The sequence below is a fragment of the uncultured Aquimonas sp. genome (assembly GCF_937888285.1).
GTDB lineage: Bacteria > Pseudomonadota > Gammaproteobacteria > Xanthomonadales > Xanthomonadaceae > Aquimonas.
In genome coordinates this window covers 66,886-83,505 of sequence record NZ_CALART010000089.1, presented here as the reverse complement: position 1 = coordinate 83,505, position 16,620 = coordinate 66,886, and the positions used below count along the sequence as shown (strand labels likewise).

The 16,620-nt window shown below is 67.4% G+C and carries 15 protein-coding genes; 4 read left to right on the top strand and 11 right to left on the bottom strand.

Annotated elements, in window-relative coordinates; genetic code table 11:
• Positions 1 to 267: 267 nt before the first annotated feature.
• From Q0654_RS16375 to Q0654_RS16355, 5 genes are all read right to left on the bottom strand, one after another.
• Positions 268 to 1,296, bottom strand: coding sequence for a D-hexose-6-phosphate mutarotase (locus Q0654_RS16375; protein WP_298855873.1), 1,029 nt, complete (start codon positions 1,294 to 1,296; stop codon positions 268 to 270).
• 8 nt (positions 1,297 to 1,304) lie between these two features.
• Positions 1,305 to 2,567, bottom strand: coding sequence for an O-antigen ligase family protein (locus tag Q0654_RS16370; protein WP_298855872.1), 1,263 nt, complete (start codon positions 2,565 to 2,567; stop codon positions 1,305 to 1,307).
• Positions 2,564 to 3,736: a glycosyltransferase gene (locus Q0654_RS16365; protein ID WP_298855870.1), complete on the bottom strand. Its 1,173-nt coding sequence runs from the start codon at positions 3,734 to 3,736 to the stop codon at positions 2,564 to 2,566. The genes Q0654_RS16370 and Q0654_RS16365 overlap by 4 nt, the downstream gene beginning before the upstream one ends.
• A 201-nt stretch (positions 3,737 to 3,937) precedes the next feature.
• The gene (locus Q0654_RS16360) at positions 3,938 to 4,132 is read right to left on the bottom strand and encodes a zinc-finger domain-containing protein (protein ID WP_298855868.1); all 195 of its coding nucleotides are present in this window, start codon (positions 4,130 to 4,132) and stop codon (positions 3,938 to 3,940) included.
• A gap of 220 nt (positions 4,133 to 4,352) precedes the next feature.
• A complete protein-coding gene (locus tag Q0654_RS16355) occupies positions 4,353 to 4,973 on the bottom strand; it encodes a lysozyme inhibitor LprI family protein (RefSeq protein ID WP_298855866.1) in 621 nt (206 codons plus the stop codon).
• Between the two features lie 245 nt (positions 4,974 to 5,218).
• Here Q0654_RS16355 and Q0654_RS16350 point away from each other — a divergent pair, with 245 nt between their 5' ends.
• Complete coding sequence (locus Q0654_RS16350) at positions 5,219 to 6,742, top strand: hypothetical protein (protein ID WP_298855864.1); 1,524 nt, start codon at positions 5,219 to 5,221, stop codon at positions 6,740 to 6,742.
• A gap of 237 nt (positions 6,743 to 6,979) precedes the next feature.
• Here the strand turns inward: Q0654_RS16350 and Q0654_RS16345 are convergent, their stop codons facing one another.
• Together Q0654_RS16345 and Q0654_RS16340 are read right to left on the bottom strand one after the other, a co-directional pair.
• Positions 6,980 to 7,384, bottom strand: a complete 405-nt coding sequence (locus Q0654_RS16345) for a DUF3037 domain-containing protein (protein ID WP_298855862.1) — start codon at positions 7,382 to 7,384, stop codon at positions 6,980 to 6,982.
• Entirely contained in the window at positions 7,371 to 8,144 is a 774-nt protein-coding gene (locus tag Q0654_RS16340) for a HipA family kinase (RefSeq protein ID WP_343230149.1), read from the bottom strand. The genes Q0654_RS16345 and Q0654_RS16340 overlap by 14 nt, the downstream gene beginning before the upstream one ends.
• Before the next feature lie 443 nt (positions 8,145 to 8,587).
• On the opposite strand from Q0654_RS16340, the gene Q0654_RS16335 reads away from it, so the two are divergent.
• Genes Q0654_RS16335 through Q0654_RS16325 form a run of 3 tightly spaced genes read left to right on the top strand, consistent with a single transcriptional unit; the run spans position 8,588 to position 12,268 of the window.
• Entirely contained in the window at positions 8,588 to 10,579 is a 1,992-nt protein-coding gene (locus Q0654_RS16335) for an AAA family ATPase (protein ID WP_298855858.1), read from the top strand.
• Complete coding sequence (locus tag Q0654_RS16330) at positions 10,576 to 11,223, top strand: hypothetical protein (protein ID WP_298855856.1); 648 nt, start codon at positions 10,576 to 10,578, stop codon at positions 11,221 to 11,223. The genes Q0654_RS16335 and Q0654_RS16330 overlap by 4 nt, the downstream gene beginning before the upstream one ends.
• Positions 11,216 to 12,268 carry a hypothetical protein gene (locus tag Q0654_RS16325; protein WP_298855854.1) on the top strand — a complete coding sequence of 351 codons (1,053 nt, stop codon included), beginning with the start codon at positions 11,216 to 11,218 and terminating at the stop codon, positions 12,266 to 12,268. Before Q0654_RS16330 ends, Q0654_RS16325 begins: the two co-directional genes overlap by 8 nt.
• Here Q0654_RS16325 and Q0654_RS16320 read toward each other — a convergent pair.
• The 4 genes from Q0654_RS16320 to Q0654_RS16305 form a co-directional block, all read right to left on the bottom strand.
• Positions 12,265 to 13,479, bottom strand: a complete 1,215-nt coding sequence (locus Q0654_RS16320) for a hypothetical protein (protein ID WP_298855850.1) — start codon at positions 13,477 to 13,479, stop codon at positions 12,265 to 12,267. The genes Q0654_RS16325 and Q0654_RS16320 overlap by 4 nt on opposite strands.
• 383 nt (positions 13,480 to 13,862) lie before the next feature.
• Positions 13,863 to 15,155, bottom strand: a complete 1,293-nt coding sequence (locus Q0654_RS16315; RefSeq protein ID WP_298855848.1) for an O-acetylhomoserine aminocarboxypropyltransferase/cysteine synthase — start codon at positions 15,153 to 15,155, stop codon at positions 13,863 to 13,865.
• Positions 15,156 to 15,341: 186 nt separating this feature from the next.
• Positions 15,342 to 15,923: a YceI family protein gene (locus Q0654_RS16310; RefSeq protein WP_298855846.1), complete on the bottom strand. Its 582-nt coding sequence runs from the start codon at positions 15,921 to 15,923 to the stop codon at positions 15,342 to 15,344.
• Positions 15,924 to 16,010: 87 nt separating this feature from the next.
• Positions 16,011 to 16,598, bottom strand: coding sequence for a malonic semialdehyde reductase (locus tag Q0654_RS16305; RefSeq protein ID WP_298855844.1), 588 nt, complete (start codon positions 16,596 to 16,598; stop codon positions 16,011 to 16,013).
• Between the last annotated feature and the right edge of the window lie 22 nt (positions 16,599 to 16,620).

Here is a 16,620-nt window from a genome sequence, read left to right as displayed (position 1 = left end):
CGCGGTTTTCCGCCCCTTCGTCCGCGCGTTCGCCTCTGCCTCTGCGTTCGCGTCATCGACGCTTGGTGCGCCACAGGCGCACCCTATGCGGATTGGGGCTGTGGCTTCGATCGGGCGAAGGCGTCTCTCTTGGTCGTAGGGTGCGCGTGTCGCGCACCAAAGCTGGCGAATGACGCAAAAGCCACGCCGAAGCTCACACGTGATCGCGGTTTTCCGCGTCCGCGTTCGCCTCCGCCCCAGCGCTCACCGGTGCGCCGCAGGCGCGCCCTATGCGGATCGGTGCTGAGGTTTGGATCCGGCCATAGCGGTTCCCGTCGTCGTGGACTGCGACCTTTCGATCGCCCCCAAGGCGTCCGCCACGCGCATCCGCAGTGCGCCCGTCCAGCGCTCGCCTGGCTCCAGCCGGATCGGCTCGAAGATGCGGCCCGGCTCGATGCACAGGAAGCACTCGCTGCAGTCGGCGCCGAGATCGGTCAACGCCGCTGCGCCCTCGCGCCCCGGATTCCAGACCACCCAATCGGCAAAGCCCGCGGACTCGATCGCGAGGGTCCGGTCGCCGCACTCCAGCCAGAGCGCCTGCGAACCCGCGTCCCTCGTCGCCCCCGCGAAGGCGGGGGCCCAGGGAAGGTCCGCCTCCGTCATCGATGCGCTGGGGCCCCGCCCGCGCGGGGATGACGGATTCAAGCTCAGCGCTGCAGCGATGGGGTTCGCAGGGCTGCATTCGGCAGGCGGGGTGACTGCGACACCACGGTAGATGCGGTCCAGCGGCGGTGCGGGAAACAGCGCTGCGTGCCCCGAGGGCGGATGCCAGTCGCCGTCCTCTTCGAAACCGCAGTCGGCCAGACCCCGCACGCGCGTCTGCCCGAGTGCACAGGCGAAGTAGCTGTGCAGGGCGCAGCTGAACTCGAAGGCGCGCTCATCGCGACTTTCGACTTCCAGCGCCAAGCTCAGCGCATCGCTCTCGATCCTGGCATGCAGGCGCAGGGCGAAGCGGTGCGGCCACAGCGCGCGCGTGGCCTCCGAATCGGTGAGCTCCAGCAGCAGTCGATTCGCGTGGTGTTCGCGCAGCTGCCAGCCCTGCGTGCGCGCAAAGCCGTGGCGCGCAAAGGGCCCGCGCGCATTGAACTGCGGAAAGATCACCGGCACGCCGCCTCGAATCGCAGTTCGTCCATCGAGCACGGCGCGTGGGCTGAGGAACAGACGCTCGCGTCCACCGGCCTGCCAGCGCAGCAGCTGGCCGCCGAACAGGCTGAACTCGGCTGAGTCCCCGTCGTGCTGGATGCGCAGGGCTTCCATGCCTCGCCTCAGCGGGCGTCTGGCGCGCGCGTCGACAGCGCGCCGAGCCACAGCGCCAGCAGGGCGAACAGCAGCACCGACAGGAAGCTCGAGTACACCGCGTAGTGGGTGTTGAGCGGGAACAGCAGGGTGAGCAGGGCGAGGCTGGCCGGCCAGGCGCGCAGGCGCGCATCGGCCGACGCCGCGCGCAGCGCGCGCAGGCCCAGCGCCACGGCGAACAACCAGCACAGCAGCCCCAGCGCGCCGGTTTCGCTCAGGATCTCCAGCACGATCTGGTGGGCGTGGAAGGCGCCCTGCTCGCCGCGCTCGCCCTCGAAGACGAAGCGGTCGTCGGTCGGCGCGTGCTCCGGATAGGCGTAGCGATAGCCGCGCACGCCGACGCCGTTGACCGGATGCGCCGCGATCATCGACAGCGCGGCGCGCCAGATCGGCAGACGGAAGGACAGCGCGTGATCCAGCGCCTCGGGATCACCACTGAGCGCCGCGGCACTGCGGTCGACGCGTTCGGCGAAGCGCTCCGAGCTGTGGTGCAGGGCGAACCCCGCGCCCAGCAGCAGCGCGCAGGCCACCGTCAGCGCGGCCAGCCGCTGTGACAGGCGCGGCAGCATGAACCACAGCAGCAGGACCAGCACGCCGGCATAGCTCAGCCAGGCCGCACGCGCGCCGGCCAGCCCGATCACCACCGCCAGCGCCAGCGCCGACAGCGCGAAGCCGCGCCAGCCGAAGCGCCGCTGCGCCGCCACCAGCAGCAGCGGCGACAGCGCCGCCATCACCGCGCCGAGCTTCAGATCGTCGTCGCCGAAAATGCCGCTCAATCGATCCACGCGATTGGCGCCGCCCAGCGAGACGCCGGCCACGGCCTGGATCAGGGCATCTATGGTCCACACCGCCACCAGCAGGGCCAGGCCGCGCAGGGCGAAGGCGGCGGCGCCGGGCTGCGCCAGCCCGCGCTGGGCGTACAGAAGGGCAGGCAGGAAGCGCAGATCCACTGCCACTTCGGACCAGCTCTTGGCGGGCGCGACCGAGTCGAAGGCCGAGATCAGCTGCGGCAGCCAGTAGCCGAGGAAGAGCAGGGCGGCGAGGCGCTGCAGCGGCTCGCCGCCGGCGCGGAACAGGCCGGGCACCTGCTTCGCCCCGAGCACGGCCATCACCAGCAGGGGCAGCTCATAGCTGCGCGAGAACGGCAGCAGGGCGAACACCGCCAGCAGCCACAGCGCTGGCGCCTGAGCGCGTGCCGCTGCCAGATGCCCGCGCAGGCCGCCGTCGCTCATCCGCGCGCGGCCGCGAGTTCGGCGTAGAGGTCCAGCGTGGCCTGCTGCATGTCGGCGAGGCGATAGCCCTCGAAGGGCGCGACCGGCACCGGCGAGGCCAGCAGGCGCTGGGCGGCGTCGAGCAGGGCGGCGCCATCGCCCAGCGGCACCATGCCGGCCGGATACAGCTCGCGCAGCAGCTCGCCCACGCCGCCGTGCTCGAAGCCCAGCACCGGCACGCCCATGTGCAGGGCCTCGATGACCGTGCGGCCGAAGGCCTCGGGCTTGCTGGACAGCTGCAGCACCAGATCGCTGATCGCGTAGACATCGGCCACGTCATTGCGCGGCGGGGTGATCGCCAGCCGATCCTCGACGCCGGCCGCGCGTGCCTGCGCCCGCAGGCCGGCCACGTAGCGCTGGCGACCGGCTTCGTCGGCGCCGAGCAGCAGCAGGCGCGCATCGACGCCGCGCGCGACCAGACCCGCGAGCAGTTCGATCGCCTGCGTATGGCCCTTCAGCCGCGTACCGCGGCCCGGCAGGGTCAGCAGACGGCCGCCGCCCAGCTGCGGATGGCTGCGCAGGAACTCCTCGCGCCAGGCCTCAGTGGGCCGGTGCCCTCGCGGAAAGGCGTCGGGCTCGATGCCGCGCGGAATCACCACATAGCGATCGTCCGGCACCTGCGGATAGTGCTGGCGCAGGTAGTCGCGCACCGTGCGCGACACGCAGATCACGCGGTCGCCGCGGGCCATGATCGCGCTGTAGCGGCCCGGCGAATTCAGCCCGTGGGCCGTAGTGATGAAGATCGGCCGCGGCCGCAGCCCGATCATCGCCGCCAGCGCCATCCACGCCGGCAGGCGCGAGCGCGCGTGGACGATGTCGGGTTTGACCTCGCGGATCAGCCAGCGCAGCGCGAAGATCCGCGCCGGCGTGGCCAGCGATTTTGCGCCGATCTTCAGCTCGACGTGACTGCTGCGCTCCTTCTCCAGCTGCGCCACCAGCCGGCCGCCGCCGCTGACGACCCAGGAGCGATGGCCGGCACCCACCAGGGCGCGGCCGATCTCCAGCGTCGAACGCTCGACGCCGCCGGCATCCAGCCGCGGCAGCAGCTGCAGCACGGTCAGGCGCTTGGGGCCTGCAGGCTCTTCAGTGGGCTCGTCAGGCAGCGGCTGCCCGGGGTCGGCTTCAAGCATGGCGTGCGGTTCGCGCTCGTGCGTGCGGAAAGGGACGGCGGCGGAGGACGCAGTTCGCGACCGCAAGCGCTGCCGTATAGAGGCGAACTTGCCCAGCCTCCATCGGCCTGCGGACCCGCGTCGCCGCGCAGCCGTGGCGCGAGGAAGACGGCAGGCACAGCGGCAAGGGGCGGAGCGAAAGCGGGCGTGCAGCCCACCGACTCAGCCTTTCAGCACGTAGTGCGCGCCGCAGTAGGGGCAGGTCGCTTCGCCCTTGGCTTCGACGGCCAGGTAGACCTTGGGGTGCGAGTTCCACAGCGACATGCCCGGCATCGGGCAGGACAGCGGCAGATCCGCCCGGGTCACCTCGTAGCGGTTCTGGGCGTTGGCGGGAATCACGCGGTCGGTGGCGGGCATGGTGGCGGGACGCGATGGGGCAGGGGCCGCAGATTCTAGCGCGGTGTCGCGAAGATGCCCCGGACGCGCGGGATTCCGGCCCTGTCGGGCGCTGACCAGGCAGAGCCGCACTGCTGCGTTGCACGCGCTTGACCCGCGTCGCGACATCCACGCGACGCGCCACTGCGCGACACCGGCGGCGAGAGGCTCGGCCGCAGGGTGGAATGCGTCCGCATGCGACTCAGTCCGCTGCGAGCGCCCCCAGCCGCACGGCCTGCTCGCGGATGATGGCGAGGCGGCGCTGGCCGTTGATGACGCCCCCCAGTGAACCGCTTTCGCTGCCGAGTGCGGTGAACGCTTCGTACTGCGCATCGCGCCAGGCCATCCACGCGCGCTGCGCGGTCCTGACTTGGGCGAGTGTCTCTTCGGATCGTCCGGCGGTCAGCCGTTTGTAGTGCAGGTTGAGCTGCAGGTCCCAGCGCTCGATGGCCTCGCCGAGACACTCGTGCATGCCAAGGGTGCTGTCCTTGCGCTGCAGGCAGGCTTCGGTCGCCAGGGCGATCGGGTGCTGGTCACCGAGGTCATCAACCACCGGCACTCGCGGGCCGCCCTCCGGCAGGGCCAGCACCGTGCCCAGTTCGGCATCGAAGCCCAGCTGCACTTCGGTGCCCGGGGCCAGCGCGTGCACGGCCTCCCACACGCCGTCGTCATACAGGACGGTGAGCTCGCTGCCGTCGGCGAACGCGACCAGGTTGGGATCATGCTGATCCTGGAACACGAGCCTGCGTTCGCCGGCGAGTTCGCCCGCATGGACGCTGCCGGACAGCAGCATGACGAGCAGGAATACCTTGGATGTCTGCATGGGCGGGCCTCGGTGGGGTGCTTCCGGGAGCGTAACGCATGCGCGGCGCGTGCCCGGCGGCGGAGTGCAGGCGATGACACCGGTGTTCGCCGGTCCGCGGGGGGTGACCACCGCGGGCTTGCCGGGTGGGATGGCCGTCCGCCCGGGGGATCGCAGTCCCGGCCGATGATTCAAACCGCGACGTTTTCATGCTTACATCACGCGCCCAGAGGCGCAGGCGTCGTGCCTGCCGACGAGTCCACGCCATGCCGAAACCCGCGAGCAAGCAGCCCATCGACCTCAAGCGCATCCTTGGCGTGGTGCTCGGCATCGCCGCCCTTGCCTGGTGGACGCTGGATCGGGCCGAGTACTTCATCTCACGCAGCATTCTGGTGGCTTACGGCGACTTCGAGACGACCTTCCGTGGTGCCTGGTTCGAGTGGGACGGCGACCTCTACGCGAAGGACTTCCGCATCGTCGACGAGGAGACCGGAGAGGCGGTGCTGCGCGCGAAGTACGTAGTCGCCGAAACCCCGGGCTGGTTCTGGGTGATGCGCAACCTGATCTTCCAGAAGCGCCAGCATCGCATCCGGGTGGACCGCATCCATCTGGAGCTGCTGGATGTGGAAGCGCATGCCGATCTCGGCGATCCCAGCCTCGGCGATCTAGGCCCCTTCAGCGCCGATGTCGCCTCTCCCTGGGATGCGGAGGGCTGCAGCGACTTGCTTTCGTTCGGTCGTTTCCAGCTGGCGGATCTTGGCCTCAGCCCCGGACCGGCCAAGCTGGTCTTCGACTACCGGATCAACGGCCGTGACCTCGACGCGGAAGTCCTGCTGCAGGTGCCCGGCGTGTCGCAGGTGCGGGTGACGCGCAAGGAAGAAATGCTGGGTGGCAGCAACGCCCTGGTGCTGGACTACCTCGCCACGCAGATCCACTCCGAGCGCATCGAGATCGAGGACCTCGGATTCGTGGCCGCCCGCAACCAGCAGTGCGCCAAGACCGCCGGCATCGACGAGGCGACCTTCGTGCAGCGCCACATGGAGTCGCTGCAGCGCATCTTTGCCCACTACGGTCTGTCGGTTGACGCCGCGTCGACTGCGCTGTATCGGGAGTTCGTCGCGCGGGGCGGCACGCTCGCGGCCGAAGTGCGCTACGCGCCGCCGCTCGATTCCGAGGAGTTCTACGGTCTGCGCCAGTCGATGGACGTGCTGCCGCGCCTGAACATGAGCCTGGAGCGCGCCGGCCGCAGCGTGCCCGTCCAGCTGGCGCAGGTGCGCGAGCGGCCGCTCGATGGCTTCGACAGTGCGCTTTCCACCTGGCGCCTGATCGAGCGCGAGCAGGAGGCGCTGGCCCGCGCGAACGGCCCGGGCGGCAGTCGCCCTCTGGCCAGCCTCGGCGGCAGCGGCGGAGCGCGCTCCGGGCGCAGCGTGCAGCCGGCGCGCGCCAATACATCTGCCGCCGCAGCCGGCGCGACGGCGGCGTCTTCTGCCGCACTTGCCGCGGCCGATTCGCTGGAGGCCGTGCCCGCCTCGCGACCCGCTGCGCCGGCGAATGGGGCCGCCGACGCCGAGTGGCAGCCGGAGTACCGCGATCCCAGCGCCCTGCAGTGGGAGGAGCTGAAGCCCCTGGTTGGCGAACAGCTGCGTGTGTTCACCCGGCACAGCGGCGGTCGCGTGGTCGAACTGATCGAGCACCGGGGCAGTGAGCTGCGCGTGCGCGCGGCGTTGGGCGGCGGCAGCGCCGAGTACACGATCCAGCGCGAGGCGTTCCAGTTCGCCCGGCGGCTCTAGGGGCGCGAGGGGGGGGCGCTCGCCCCGCCTCGGCAAGCGCTGAGGGGGTGCGCAACCGTCCGCCTTTGGCCGAAGCCGGAGCCTCCAGGTGCCGGGTGATGGCGGGCGGATCCAGAGTCCACACCCGATACGGGAAGCTTGCGTTGCGATGCACCACTTCCGTGGCAGGTGGCGGCTGCGGCCTTGCGTAGGGCGAAGTCGGGCGGGGTAGATGTGCCGAGGCCCGACGCGCGCCGCTCAGCCCGGTTGCGCAGGCAGACGCACCATCCGATGCATCAGATGCTCCAGCGTGGCCACCAGATCACCGCCGCAGCGGCCCATGTGCACGGGCGAGGTCTGGATGATGGCGCTGCGCTGCGCCGTGAGCCAATGGAAGCGCGTGCGCGGCGGCAGCAGGCCGATCGGCGCCGCGGCTTCACCGCCGCGGCAGATCGCCGGGATGGCCTCCAGATGCCGGCAGACCAGTTCCATGTCGATGGCCGGGTCGAGCGCGCGCAGACGCGCCGCGTCCACTTCGATGCGCGCCTGCAGAAACCCGGCCGCCTCGCAGGACAGGATCACGCCGACGTTGATGAACTCCTCGCGCTCCACGCGCGGCACCACGCGGATCACCGCATAGTCGTAGAGCTCATGCGCGCGCACCGATCGCCTCCTGCACGAAGCCCTGGCGCTCGGCCAGCCGGCGGCTCAAGTAGTCCACGTAGGCCGCGCGCTGGGTGCGCGGATCGCCGAAGTCCTGCGCGCCCTGCAGCCAGGCATCGGGCACCTGCGCCACCACCTCGGCGATCGCATCGCCCTGCAGGCGCTGCGCCATGTCCGCATCGACCTCCGCAATGGCGGACGCGCGGCGCAGCAGCACGTGGTCGCGGATCAAGGGGAAGGGCTTGCCGGCCTGCGCCGTGTCGCCATCCCAGCCGTGGTGGAAGTACAGCGCCGCGCCGTGATCGATCAGGAACAGCCGGCGGTGCCAGACCATCAGGTTCGGATTGCGCGCCGTGCGGTCGAGGTTGTGGATGTAGGCATCGAACCAGACGATGCGCGAGGCCAGCTCCGCATCGGGCTGCTCGGCCACCGGATCGAAGTTGATCGCGCCGGGCAGATAGTCCATGCCCAGGTTGAGCCCGGCGCTGGCGCGAATCAGATCCTGGATCTCCGGATCGGCCTCGGTGCGCGCCAGCTCCGCGTCCAGATCCATCAGCACGATCTCCGGCACCGGCAAGCCCAGCGCCCGCGCCAGCCCACCCGCGATGACTTCAGCCACCAGCGCCTTTGGCCCCTGGCCGGCGCCACGGAACTTGAGCACATACAGCCCCTCGTCCTCGCCTTCCACCACGGCAGGCATCGAACCGCCTTCGCGAAGGGGGGTGATGTAGCGGTTGGCGGCTAGGTGGCGGAGGGGCATGGGGTGGCTGACGCTGGCGATGTGGTGAGGGTGCGGGTGGGCGAGAGCATCGGTCTCCATATTGACGCTCCGGCGCAAAGCCCGATGCTTAGCAGGCCGCTATCGACCCGTTTCGATCAATTGGCCACAGTGAAGTTGTCTACATCCCTTCTCGTCTCAACGTCACCTAGACCTCTCCGAAGGGCACCGCACCCGCCATTGTCTTCTGGGAAACGGCTCAGGCAGATGCTACTGCGCTGTAGCCGCCGGCACCTTGTGTAGCTATATTCGGCTCACGTCTCGATCGCTGCGCTGCGGGTCGACCCTCGGCGCCTTCCTGCCCTGACAGAGATTGCCCCCATTACCCCCTCGGATTCCGCGCCTGCACCGATGAGCCAAAAGATGGTTAGCCGGTTCGACGCACCGGGCTTCTCGCTCCATGAACTCCTAGAGTCCGCGACCCCATGGCGCTGTTCCCTCTCCTGAAGCACATTCGTGTCGAGCAGTACGGCTTGTATCCGGGGCTTGCGCACGACGGCATGTTCGAGGTGTCGTTTCGTCCTGGTGTCACTTTGATTCTTGGCGCTAATGGGCTTGGCAAGACTACTCTAATGATCCTGCTCTACCGCATGCTCGCCGGGACGCAGGAACTTGGGCTTCCCGAGGGCGAGGTCGGCAATGCGCGTCTAGAGGCGTACGACCTTAGCGCTGCGCAACGTAAACAATTTGCCAATCGAGTCAACGACGGCGCATCGAACGCAGTGTGCGCACTGACCTTCGACCTCGGGTCGACGACATTCACCGTCCGTCGAAAGCTCGCCGACCTTGCACTCGAAGGCTGGTGGCTGGATGGGATTGACCAACCGCTCGATGAACAGGAGCTGCGCGGTGCGGTTACTCGTGCGGCCGGGCTAGGCACCTTCAGTGACTGGCTGCTCGTGCTCCGCACCTTAGTGTTCTTCTTCGAAGACCGCCGCGCCTTGGTTTGGGACAGTGGAGCCCAGCGCCAGCTTCTGCGTTGTTTGTTGCTAACGCCCGCTCAGGCTGCGGACTGGACTAAGAAGGAGCGCTCGATCCTCTCGCTGGATTCTCGCCTTCGCAACCTCCAAGCCGCATTTCGGAAAGAAGAGAAGATCCAGCGCAGGCAGGCGACCCAGATCGAGGACGAGCCGGGCGTGCGCGACGCGCTCGATGTCGCCGAGCAGCGCCGACAGAGGCTGACCGATGAGCGCGATGCTCTGACTGAGAGTATCCGAGTGGCCGAGCGCAGTAGGCAGGAGGCGCGACTATCCGCGCTTCGCGCGCAGGACGCGTACGACCGCGCATTGCGCGAACTTGAGCGCGCCCGCCTCCTCGCAATTGAGTCGCGCATGCCTAATGCAGATGAATCCGTGCGCTTCGTCTACGCCCGGCTGTTGAGCGACGAGCAGTGTCTGGTCTGCGCAGCGACCGATGTCGCTGAGGCCAAGGCCCGCCTAGCGGAAGCGGTCGCGCAGCGACGATGCGCAGTCTGTCACTCGACGCTCGCGCCTGTAGCCGATGTTGTCGAGCTGAATGAGGAGCGACTGCGGGAATTGCAACGCCGTGTCGAGAGCAGCGCGACCCAACTTGCCGTAGCCGTGGCCGATCGCGACGAGGCGCATGCGACGTACCTGCGCGACTGCGAGCAACTCGCGCTGCGAGCGACGGAGATCGAAGATGCGCACCAGCAGGTCTCGAACCTGATCAATCAGCTGCCTCCTGACCAGTCGCGGCGAAAGGAGCTAGAGAAGCGCTTCCAGACGCTTAACGACATGGTCACCGAGCTTCGCGCCCAACTCGAGACCGAGCGCGCGGGTTTCAATGAGTCACTCGACGCCTTCCGGGCGACAATCTACCAGTCAGCTGCGCGCATCAAGGAGCATTTTGAGGCTGTGTCGCGCGACTTCCTGTATGAGGAAAGTCGCTTGAGCTGGACACCGGACCGGCGCCTCGTTGGCCAGACGGGTGGCGACACCTACGCGGAGTATCCGGCCTTCTCGGTCGAGTTGAGCGGAAGCGACTTCGTAGGTGTACAGCGCCGCGCGAGTCCCGCTTATGTATCGGAGAGCCAACGCGAGTTTATCGACCTCGCATTTCGGATGGCGCTGATTGAGGTCACGTCGCCCGATCATGCCGGCACGATCTGCATTGACGCCCCCGAATCCTCGCTCGACGCCGTCTTCGTCGACCGTGCGGTGAAGGTATTGGCGAGATTCGCGAATGGCAACTCACCCAATCGCCTCGTAGTCACCTCGAACCTCGGAGCCGGCCCTCTGGTACCAGAGCTGCTGCGCAAGGCCGCTCCACCCGGCGAGCGCGCCAAAGCACTGGTCAACTTGTTCAAGGCCGGCCGGCCCACTCGGGCGATGATGGAAGGCGTCGTCGAGTACGAGCGCTACCTCGAGATGCTCATGGCCGATCTGGACACGCCGTGAGTGCATTCACGCCTGAGGAGGACCGGATAGCCCAAGGTCATCGGGTTGTGGGGCTGCTCGACGCGTTGGCGCGCTCGGGGGTTGTTCCGTCGCCTGCGCGGGCAGTCCACGAGTTGGCGTACCTCGCCAACGTGCTGTCCCCGGTATTCGATCTGCGCCCATTCGACGCGACCTTGCTCAAGCGTCGCGCGGGTCCCTACTACCCCGCCCTCCAGGTAGCGCTCGATCGCTTAGTCGGCCGGGGCTTGGTGGAGGCCCTGAATTTGACTTACGAACTCGACGAGACCGACGCCAGGTATCGGGTGAAGGCGGGCTATCGCCTGCGCCGCGCGGTGGCCGAGCCTGTCCTAGATGCCCTTCGTCAATTGCGGCGCGATGAGACCCGTTTTCTTGATGAACTCGCCGCGGCTTACGCCGGACTCTCGGACGAGGCTATGGGCGTAGCGACCCGGTGGGATGCGCGATACGCAGACGCCGATGTTGATGTCGATGGCGTGATCGACTTCGGAGAGTGGGTGAGCAGCGCGAGGAATTTTTCCCGCAATGCCGCGATGGCGTTCGCGCCTGAGCGCACGCTGATGCCGGCTGAACGGCTCTATTTGTACCTCGACTACCTCGGGCAGAAGGCGGGGGGCCATGGCTGAGCGTTTTGGGGCGTGGAGCGGGGACGAGGCAGCGCTGGCGGCGGTCGAGGTTACGGGCCGCGGCGGCGACGCGGACTTACCGGGCGAGCAACGTTTTCCCCGCGAGGTCGCGCAGCTGCTCGCGCGCCGCGAGAGGCGTGACGACGCCGAGTTCGACCAACCAGCCGCGTTCGTGCTGACGCCGGCGTCGGTGTTCGAGTCGCTCAATGCAGCGTGGGGCCGGAACCCGCTGCTCCGAACGGGCAATCGCCGGGTCACGGGCCAGATCCATGCCGTCTCCGCTACTCTGACCGGACGGAGTATGGAAGTCAGCGGCGGTGACGACGCTCTGTTTGGAACCCTGGCGGCCCACGCTCTCGCTGAACTCCCCACGATCGTCTATACGCCCAAGCGCGGCTACTCGACCATCAGTCTGTATTTGCGTGGCGTCGCTTACGAGGACGATGTTGAAGTCCATGATCTCGACGATGAGGCGCCGAGCCTGGAAGCAATCATCCAAGCGATAGATCGCGCCTACGAGCAAGAGCTCATCACTCCGGACCAGATGCGAAAGGGCTCGCTGTGGAAAGATGCGCCTAAGTTCTGGGCCATCGAGGAAGCAGAGTTTCGGGTGCAGGACGTCGTCCGCTTTGTCCTTCTCGGACGCTTCCTACGCTGCCAGATTCGCGCCGAGCAGCCCGGCAAGGAAGGCCGAACGGACCTAGAGATTGTGAGCGAGCGCGGCACGGTAGCCGGGCATGTTATCCATCACGCGGTGCTGGAACTGAAAGTCCTTCGCGAGAAGGGCTCAACGGGCCGAAAATATCAGAGCAAGGAGATCGACGACCACATTCGCGACGGTCTCGAACAGGCTCACGCGTACGGGTCGAAACGCAACATGCGTGAGAAGATCCTATGCTGCTTTGACATGCGTGCGACCAACCCCGGAGACGGTTCGGTGTTCGCTCACGTCGCGGATGAGGCGCAGCGGCTAAACGTCGTGTTGTGCCGGTGGTTCCTCTACAACAGTTCCGCGGCCTACCGCGCAGTCCTCGCCAGCGCCTAGCGTCGCGTCATCACAACGAGGTCTTCGCTCAGACTCAGTCGGCCGCTCTGCTGGGGTGAGACGCGCATGGAACGGAACGGGGCTGTGTATTCGACGCCAAAGCCTGCGAGAGGCGCGAGTTCCTTTAGGATCCGCGAAACTTGCACGTGCACTTGCGCGTACTGGCTGTCGCCGACGACGAACCACGCCTGTCCTCCCCGCGGCAGCAAGCGTGTGGAAGTACGCAGGAGCTTTAGCAGGTCGGCGAAGTAACCGCCGACCATGGCCGGCAGGCGATGGTCCCAAAGCTGGGGCGCGCTGCGGTGCAACGCCTTCATCGTTTTGTTGAGCGTGATCGTCTCGGGCGCGGCGGCGAAGTCGCGTGAGACCTGTACATGGGAGGTCAGCGTGGATAGGCGCAGCGCGCGATTGTCCTGTGCCGAGCTCAGATAACCAAGCATCCACAGTTCTAGGTTGTAGACATCTGTGTAATCGAATGAATTGGGGTACGGCGGCGAGCAGACGATCAGGTCGACAGGATTAAGCGTCTCGAACACGGCGCGGCTGTCGCCACAGAGAACGGTCGCCTCGCGGACAGGGCGATCGGCAAACGTGTCGATCTCTCCGATCGCAGCGGCCGCAGCCTCAGAGAACGCGGAGAGCACAGTGCGCGGAGCGACTCGCCGGCTTTCCCAGTTGACTCGATAACGGCGTCCCTTGCCGCTCACCGTTGCGTTACTGAAGCTCGTCATCAATCCGCCTAGGATGACTCGGAAAAGGCGCGCGATGCAGGGATCTTCCAACTGGGCGATGGCGCCCCGAAGGCGGAAAATTTCGAGCGCGACTTCATGATCGAACAACCAGCGCCCCTTGACGCCGGGCTCTACGAAAGTGGCGGGCAGGGAATCGATGATGGTGCCGGCCCGGCTGCGCGAGCGATGTGCCACATTGCACACGTGCGTCAGTGCGGAGATGAGAGCAGGCACATAGTAGGTTGCGACCTTGGCCTTGATCAGATCTGCGAGGAACGGATTTACCTCGACTGTCGAGGGCGTCACTCCCAGAAACTGCGCCGTCAGAGCGCTCGTGCCCGAACCACCGAAGGGGTCCGCTAGGCTCCGGACCGGACGGGGCGACTCTCGAACGGCACGCGCAATCAACTCCGGATCGAACGCTTCCTTGAAGCGATGCCAGCGCTGGAAGGGCAGGTCGCTGGCGTTGGTCGATGCCATGACCGACGAGCGCTTGCCGACCCAGTGCTCGAAAGACGCTCCCCCGGCAGGACGCACTTGGCCACGTAGAGCTACGTGGCGAAATCCGCGGGGCGGGGGGGCTGGCTGCGGTCTTGTCGGCATGGCGTCGTTCCGGGCGACTCCCCATCGTACACGATGACTTCCGTCCTAATCGCGGACGGGTGTGAGAGTTGGCGGCGATTGAGGCGCGGGACATCGGGGATACACGAAGAGTAGTTGCTGGACAACGGCCGCTTGAGGCCGGTAGTCGGCAGGACGAGCGGTTGCTTTGTGTTCTGCTTAGCTCCTCTCTCGTTTCAGCCTCGCTTGCTCGCCACTCCGACGCGCTGCACTTGCAGCCTGGTGGCCTTAAGCAGTCCGCCTCACGCCCGCTCCAGCGCCTGCCTCAAATCCCCCAGCAGATCCTCGATGTGCTCGATGCCGATGCACAGGCGCACGGTGTCGGGGGTGACGCCGGTCTTCTCCAGCTCGGCCGGTGAGAGCTGGCGATGCGTCGTTGATGCCGGATGCGTGGCCAGCGACTTGGCGTCGCCGATGTTGACCAGGCGAGTGAACAGCTGCAGGGCATCCAGAAAGCGCGCGCCGGCTTCGATGCCGCCGGGCAGGCCGAAGGTGAGCAGGCCGGAGGCGCCGCGCGGCAGGTACTTCTTCGCCAGCGCGTGCTCGGGGTGGTCGGGCAGGCCGGCGTAGTTCACCCAGGCCACCTTCGGGTGCTGCTGCAGGTACTGCGCGACGGCCAGCGTGTTCTGGTTGATGCGGTCCATGCGCAGGTGCAGGGTCTCGATGCCCTGCAGGATCAGGAAGGCGTTGAAGGGCGACAGTGCCGCACCGGTGTTGCGCAGCGGCACCACGCGGGCGCGGCCGATGTAGGCGGCGGGGCCCAGCGCCTCGGTGTAGACCACGCCGTGGTAGCTGACGTCGGGCTCGTTCAAGCGTGGAAAGCGCGCCCGATGCTCGGCCCAGGGGAAGCGCCCCGAGTCGACAATGGCGCCGCCGATGCTGTTGCCGTGGCCGCCCAGGTACTTGGTCAGCGAGTGCACGACGATGTCAGCGCCATGATCGATCGGCCGCAGCAGGTAGGGCGAGGGCACGGTGTTGTCGACGATCAGCGGCACGCCGTGGGCGTGCGCGACTTTCGCGACGGCCTCGATGTCGGTGATGTTGCCGCGCGGGTTGCCGACCGATTCGACGAACACCGCCTTGGTGCGCGCGTCGATGAGTTTCGCGAACGCATCGGGCTCGCGGTAGTCGGCGAAGCGCGTCTCGATGCCGAACTGCGGCAGGGTGTGGGCGAACAGGTTGTAGGTGCCGCCGTAGAGCGCGCTCGACGACACGATGTTGTCGCCGGCTTCGGCGATCGTCTGGATCGCGTAGGTGATCGCGGCCTGGCCCGAGGCCAGCGCCAGCGCGGCGATGCCGCCTTCAAGCGCGGCCACGCGCTGCTCCAGCACGTCGGTGGTCGGATTCATGATCCGCGTGTAGATGTTGCCCGGCACCTTCAGGTCGAACAGGTCGGCGGCGTGCTGGGCGCTGTCGAACGCGTAGGCCACGGTCTGGTAGATCGGCACCGCCACCGCGCGGGTGGTCGGGTCCGGCGTGTAGCCGCCGTGCACCGCGATGGTTTCGGGCTTCCAGTTCGGGGGGCTCTGGCTCATGCGGGCGGCGTCCGTGGGCGAAGGGCCCTCGAAGCTAAGCGAGGCGTTGCGACTACGCCGGCATATGGCGCGGCTTGCTCCGCGACGGACTAAGCGCGCGTTGAAGCCGCGTTGCCTTGATGGCGCGCAAACGAAGAAGGGCGGCCCCAGGGCCGCCCTTCCGTCGAGACTGCAATGCCGAAGCGCTTACTCGGCCGCTTTGAGCGCACCCTCAAGACCGATCGAGATCTTGATGTCGTCGCCCACGGCCGGCACGCCGTAGTTCATGCCGAAGTCCGAGCGCTTGATGGTGGCGGTGGCGTTGAAGCCCACCCACGGTACCTTGCGCATCGGGTGCTCGCCGATCTTGTTGACGGTCACGTCCAGGGTCACCGGCTTGGTCACGCCGAGCAGGGTCAGGTTGCCGGCCACGGCCAGCTTGCCTTCACCGTTCTGGGTCACGCCGGTGGTCTCAAAGCTCATCGCCGGGTGCTGCTCAACGTTGAAGAAGTCCTGGTTCTTGAGGTGCTTGTTCAGGCCCTCGTGGCGCATGTCGACGGTGCTGGTGTCGATGCTGGCGCTGACGGTCGAGTTGGCGAGGTTCTCCGGGTCGACCTTGAGGTCGATGTCGAACTTGGTGAAGTCGCCGTACATGTCGGAGAAGCCGAGGTGGTTGACGTAGAACCACACGCGGGTGTGCGAGAGATCGATCTCGACCGGCTGCGGGGCGGCGAAGGCGGGGGCGGCGAAGCTGGCGGCAAGCAGGGCGGCGGCGATGGGCTTCAGCATGGGCGGTGTTCCTCGTGGAGAAGGCGCGGGCGCGCCGGTGGGCGAAGCGCCGCGAAGCGACGCGATGGGGCGGGGAGGGGAGAGCGCTTACAGCACCTGGCAGGCTTCGTCGAAGGGCAGGCGCGGGCTGCGCGGGAACAGCTTGTCGGCGTCGCCATAGCCCAAGTTGACCAGCACATTGCTGCGCCAGCCGGTGTCCTTGAAGAAGGTGGAATCGACCAGCGCGTTGTCGAAGCCGGACATCGGGCCGGTGTCCAGGCCGAGCGCGCGCGCGGCGAGGATCAGGTAGGCGACCTGCAGCGTGCCGTTGCGGAAGGCGGTGGTCTCGGCGACCTGGGCGCTGCCGGTGAACCAGCTGCGCGCGTCGGTGTGCGGAAACAGGTAGGGCAGCTTGTCGTAGAACTTCGGGTCGTTGGCGACGATGACGGTGACCGGTGCCGCCATCGTCTTCTCAAGATTGCCCGCCGACAGCGCCGGCTTGAGCTTTTCCTTGGCTGCCTTCGACTGCACGAACACGAAGCGCGCCGGCGAGCAGTTGGCGCTGGTCGGGGCCATCTTCACCAGATCGTAGAGCTGCTGCAGCAGGGCGGGCTCGATGGCGCGGTCCTGCCAGGCGTTGTGGGTGCGGGCCTTGAGGAAGAGCTGGTCGAGGGCGGTGCTGTCGATCGCGGTCATGCGGGGACTCCGGAAGCGATGT

Excerpts from the sequence above, each read along its gene's own strand:
- Q0654_RS16375 (WP_298855873.1), bottom strand. The coding sequence starts at position 1,296 with ATGGAAGCCCTGCGCATCCAGCACGACGGGGACTCAGCCGAGTTCAGC.
- Q0654_RS16370 (WP_298855872.1), bottom strand. The coding sequence starts at position 2,567 with ATGAGCGACGGCGGCCTGCGCGGGCATCTGGCAGCGGCACGCGCTCAG.
- Q0654_RS16365 (WP_298855870.1), bottom strand. The coding sequence starts at position 3,736 with ATGCTTGAAGCCGACCCCGGGCAGCCGCTGCCTGACGAGCCCACTGAA.
- Q0654_RS16360 (WP_298855868.1), bottom strand. The coding sequence starts at position 4,132 with ATGCCCGCCACCGACCGCGTGATTCCCGCCAACGCCCAGAACCGCTAC.
- Q0654_RS16355 (WP_298855866.1), bottom strand. The coding sequence starts at position 4,973 with ATGCAGACATCCAAGGTATTCCTGCTCGTCATGCTGCTGTCCGGCAGC.
- Q0654_RS16350 (WP_298855864.1), top strand. The coding sequence starts at position 5,219 with ATGCCGAAACCCGCGAGCAAGCAGCCCATCGACCTCAAGCGCATCCTT.
- Q0654_RS16340 (WP_343230149.1), bottom strand. The coding sequence starts at position 8,144 with ATGCCCCTCCGCCACCTAGCCGCCAACCGCTACATCACCCCCCTTCGC.
- Q0654_RS16335 (WP_298855858.1), top strand. The coding sequence starts at position 8,588 with ATGGCGCTGTTCCCTCTCCTGAAGCACATTCGTGTCGAGCAGTACGGC.
- Q0654_RS16325 (WP_298855854.1), top strand. The coding sequence starts at position 11,216 with ATGGCTGAGCGTTTTGGGGCGTGGAGCGGGGACGAGGCAGCGCTGGCG.
- Q0654_RS16320 (WP_298855850.1), bottom strand. The coding sequence starts at position 13,479 with ATGGCATCGACCAACGCCAGCGACCTGCCCTTCCAGCGCTGGCATCGC.
- Q0654_RS16315 (WP_298855848.1), bottom strand. The coding sequence starts at position 15,155 with ATGAGCCAGAGCCCCCCGAACTGGAAGCCCGAAACCATCGCGGTGCAC.
- Q0654_RS16310 (WP_298855846.1), bottom strand. The coding sequence starts at position 15,923 with ATGCTGAAGCCCATCGCCGCCGCCCTGCTTGCCGCCAGCTTCGCCGCC.
- Q0654_RS16305 (WP_298855844.1), bottom strand. The coding sequence starts at position 16,598 with ATGACCGCGATCGACAGCACCGCCCTCGACCAGCTCTTCCTCAAGGCC.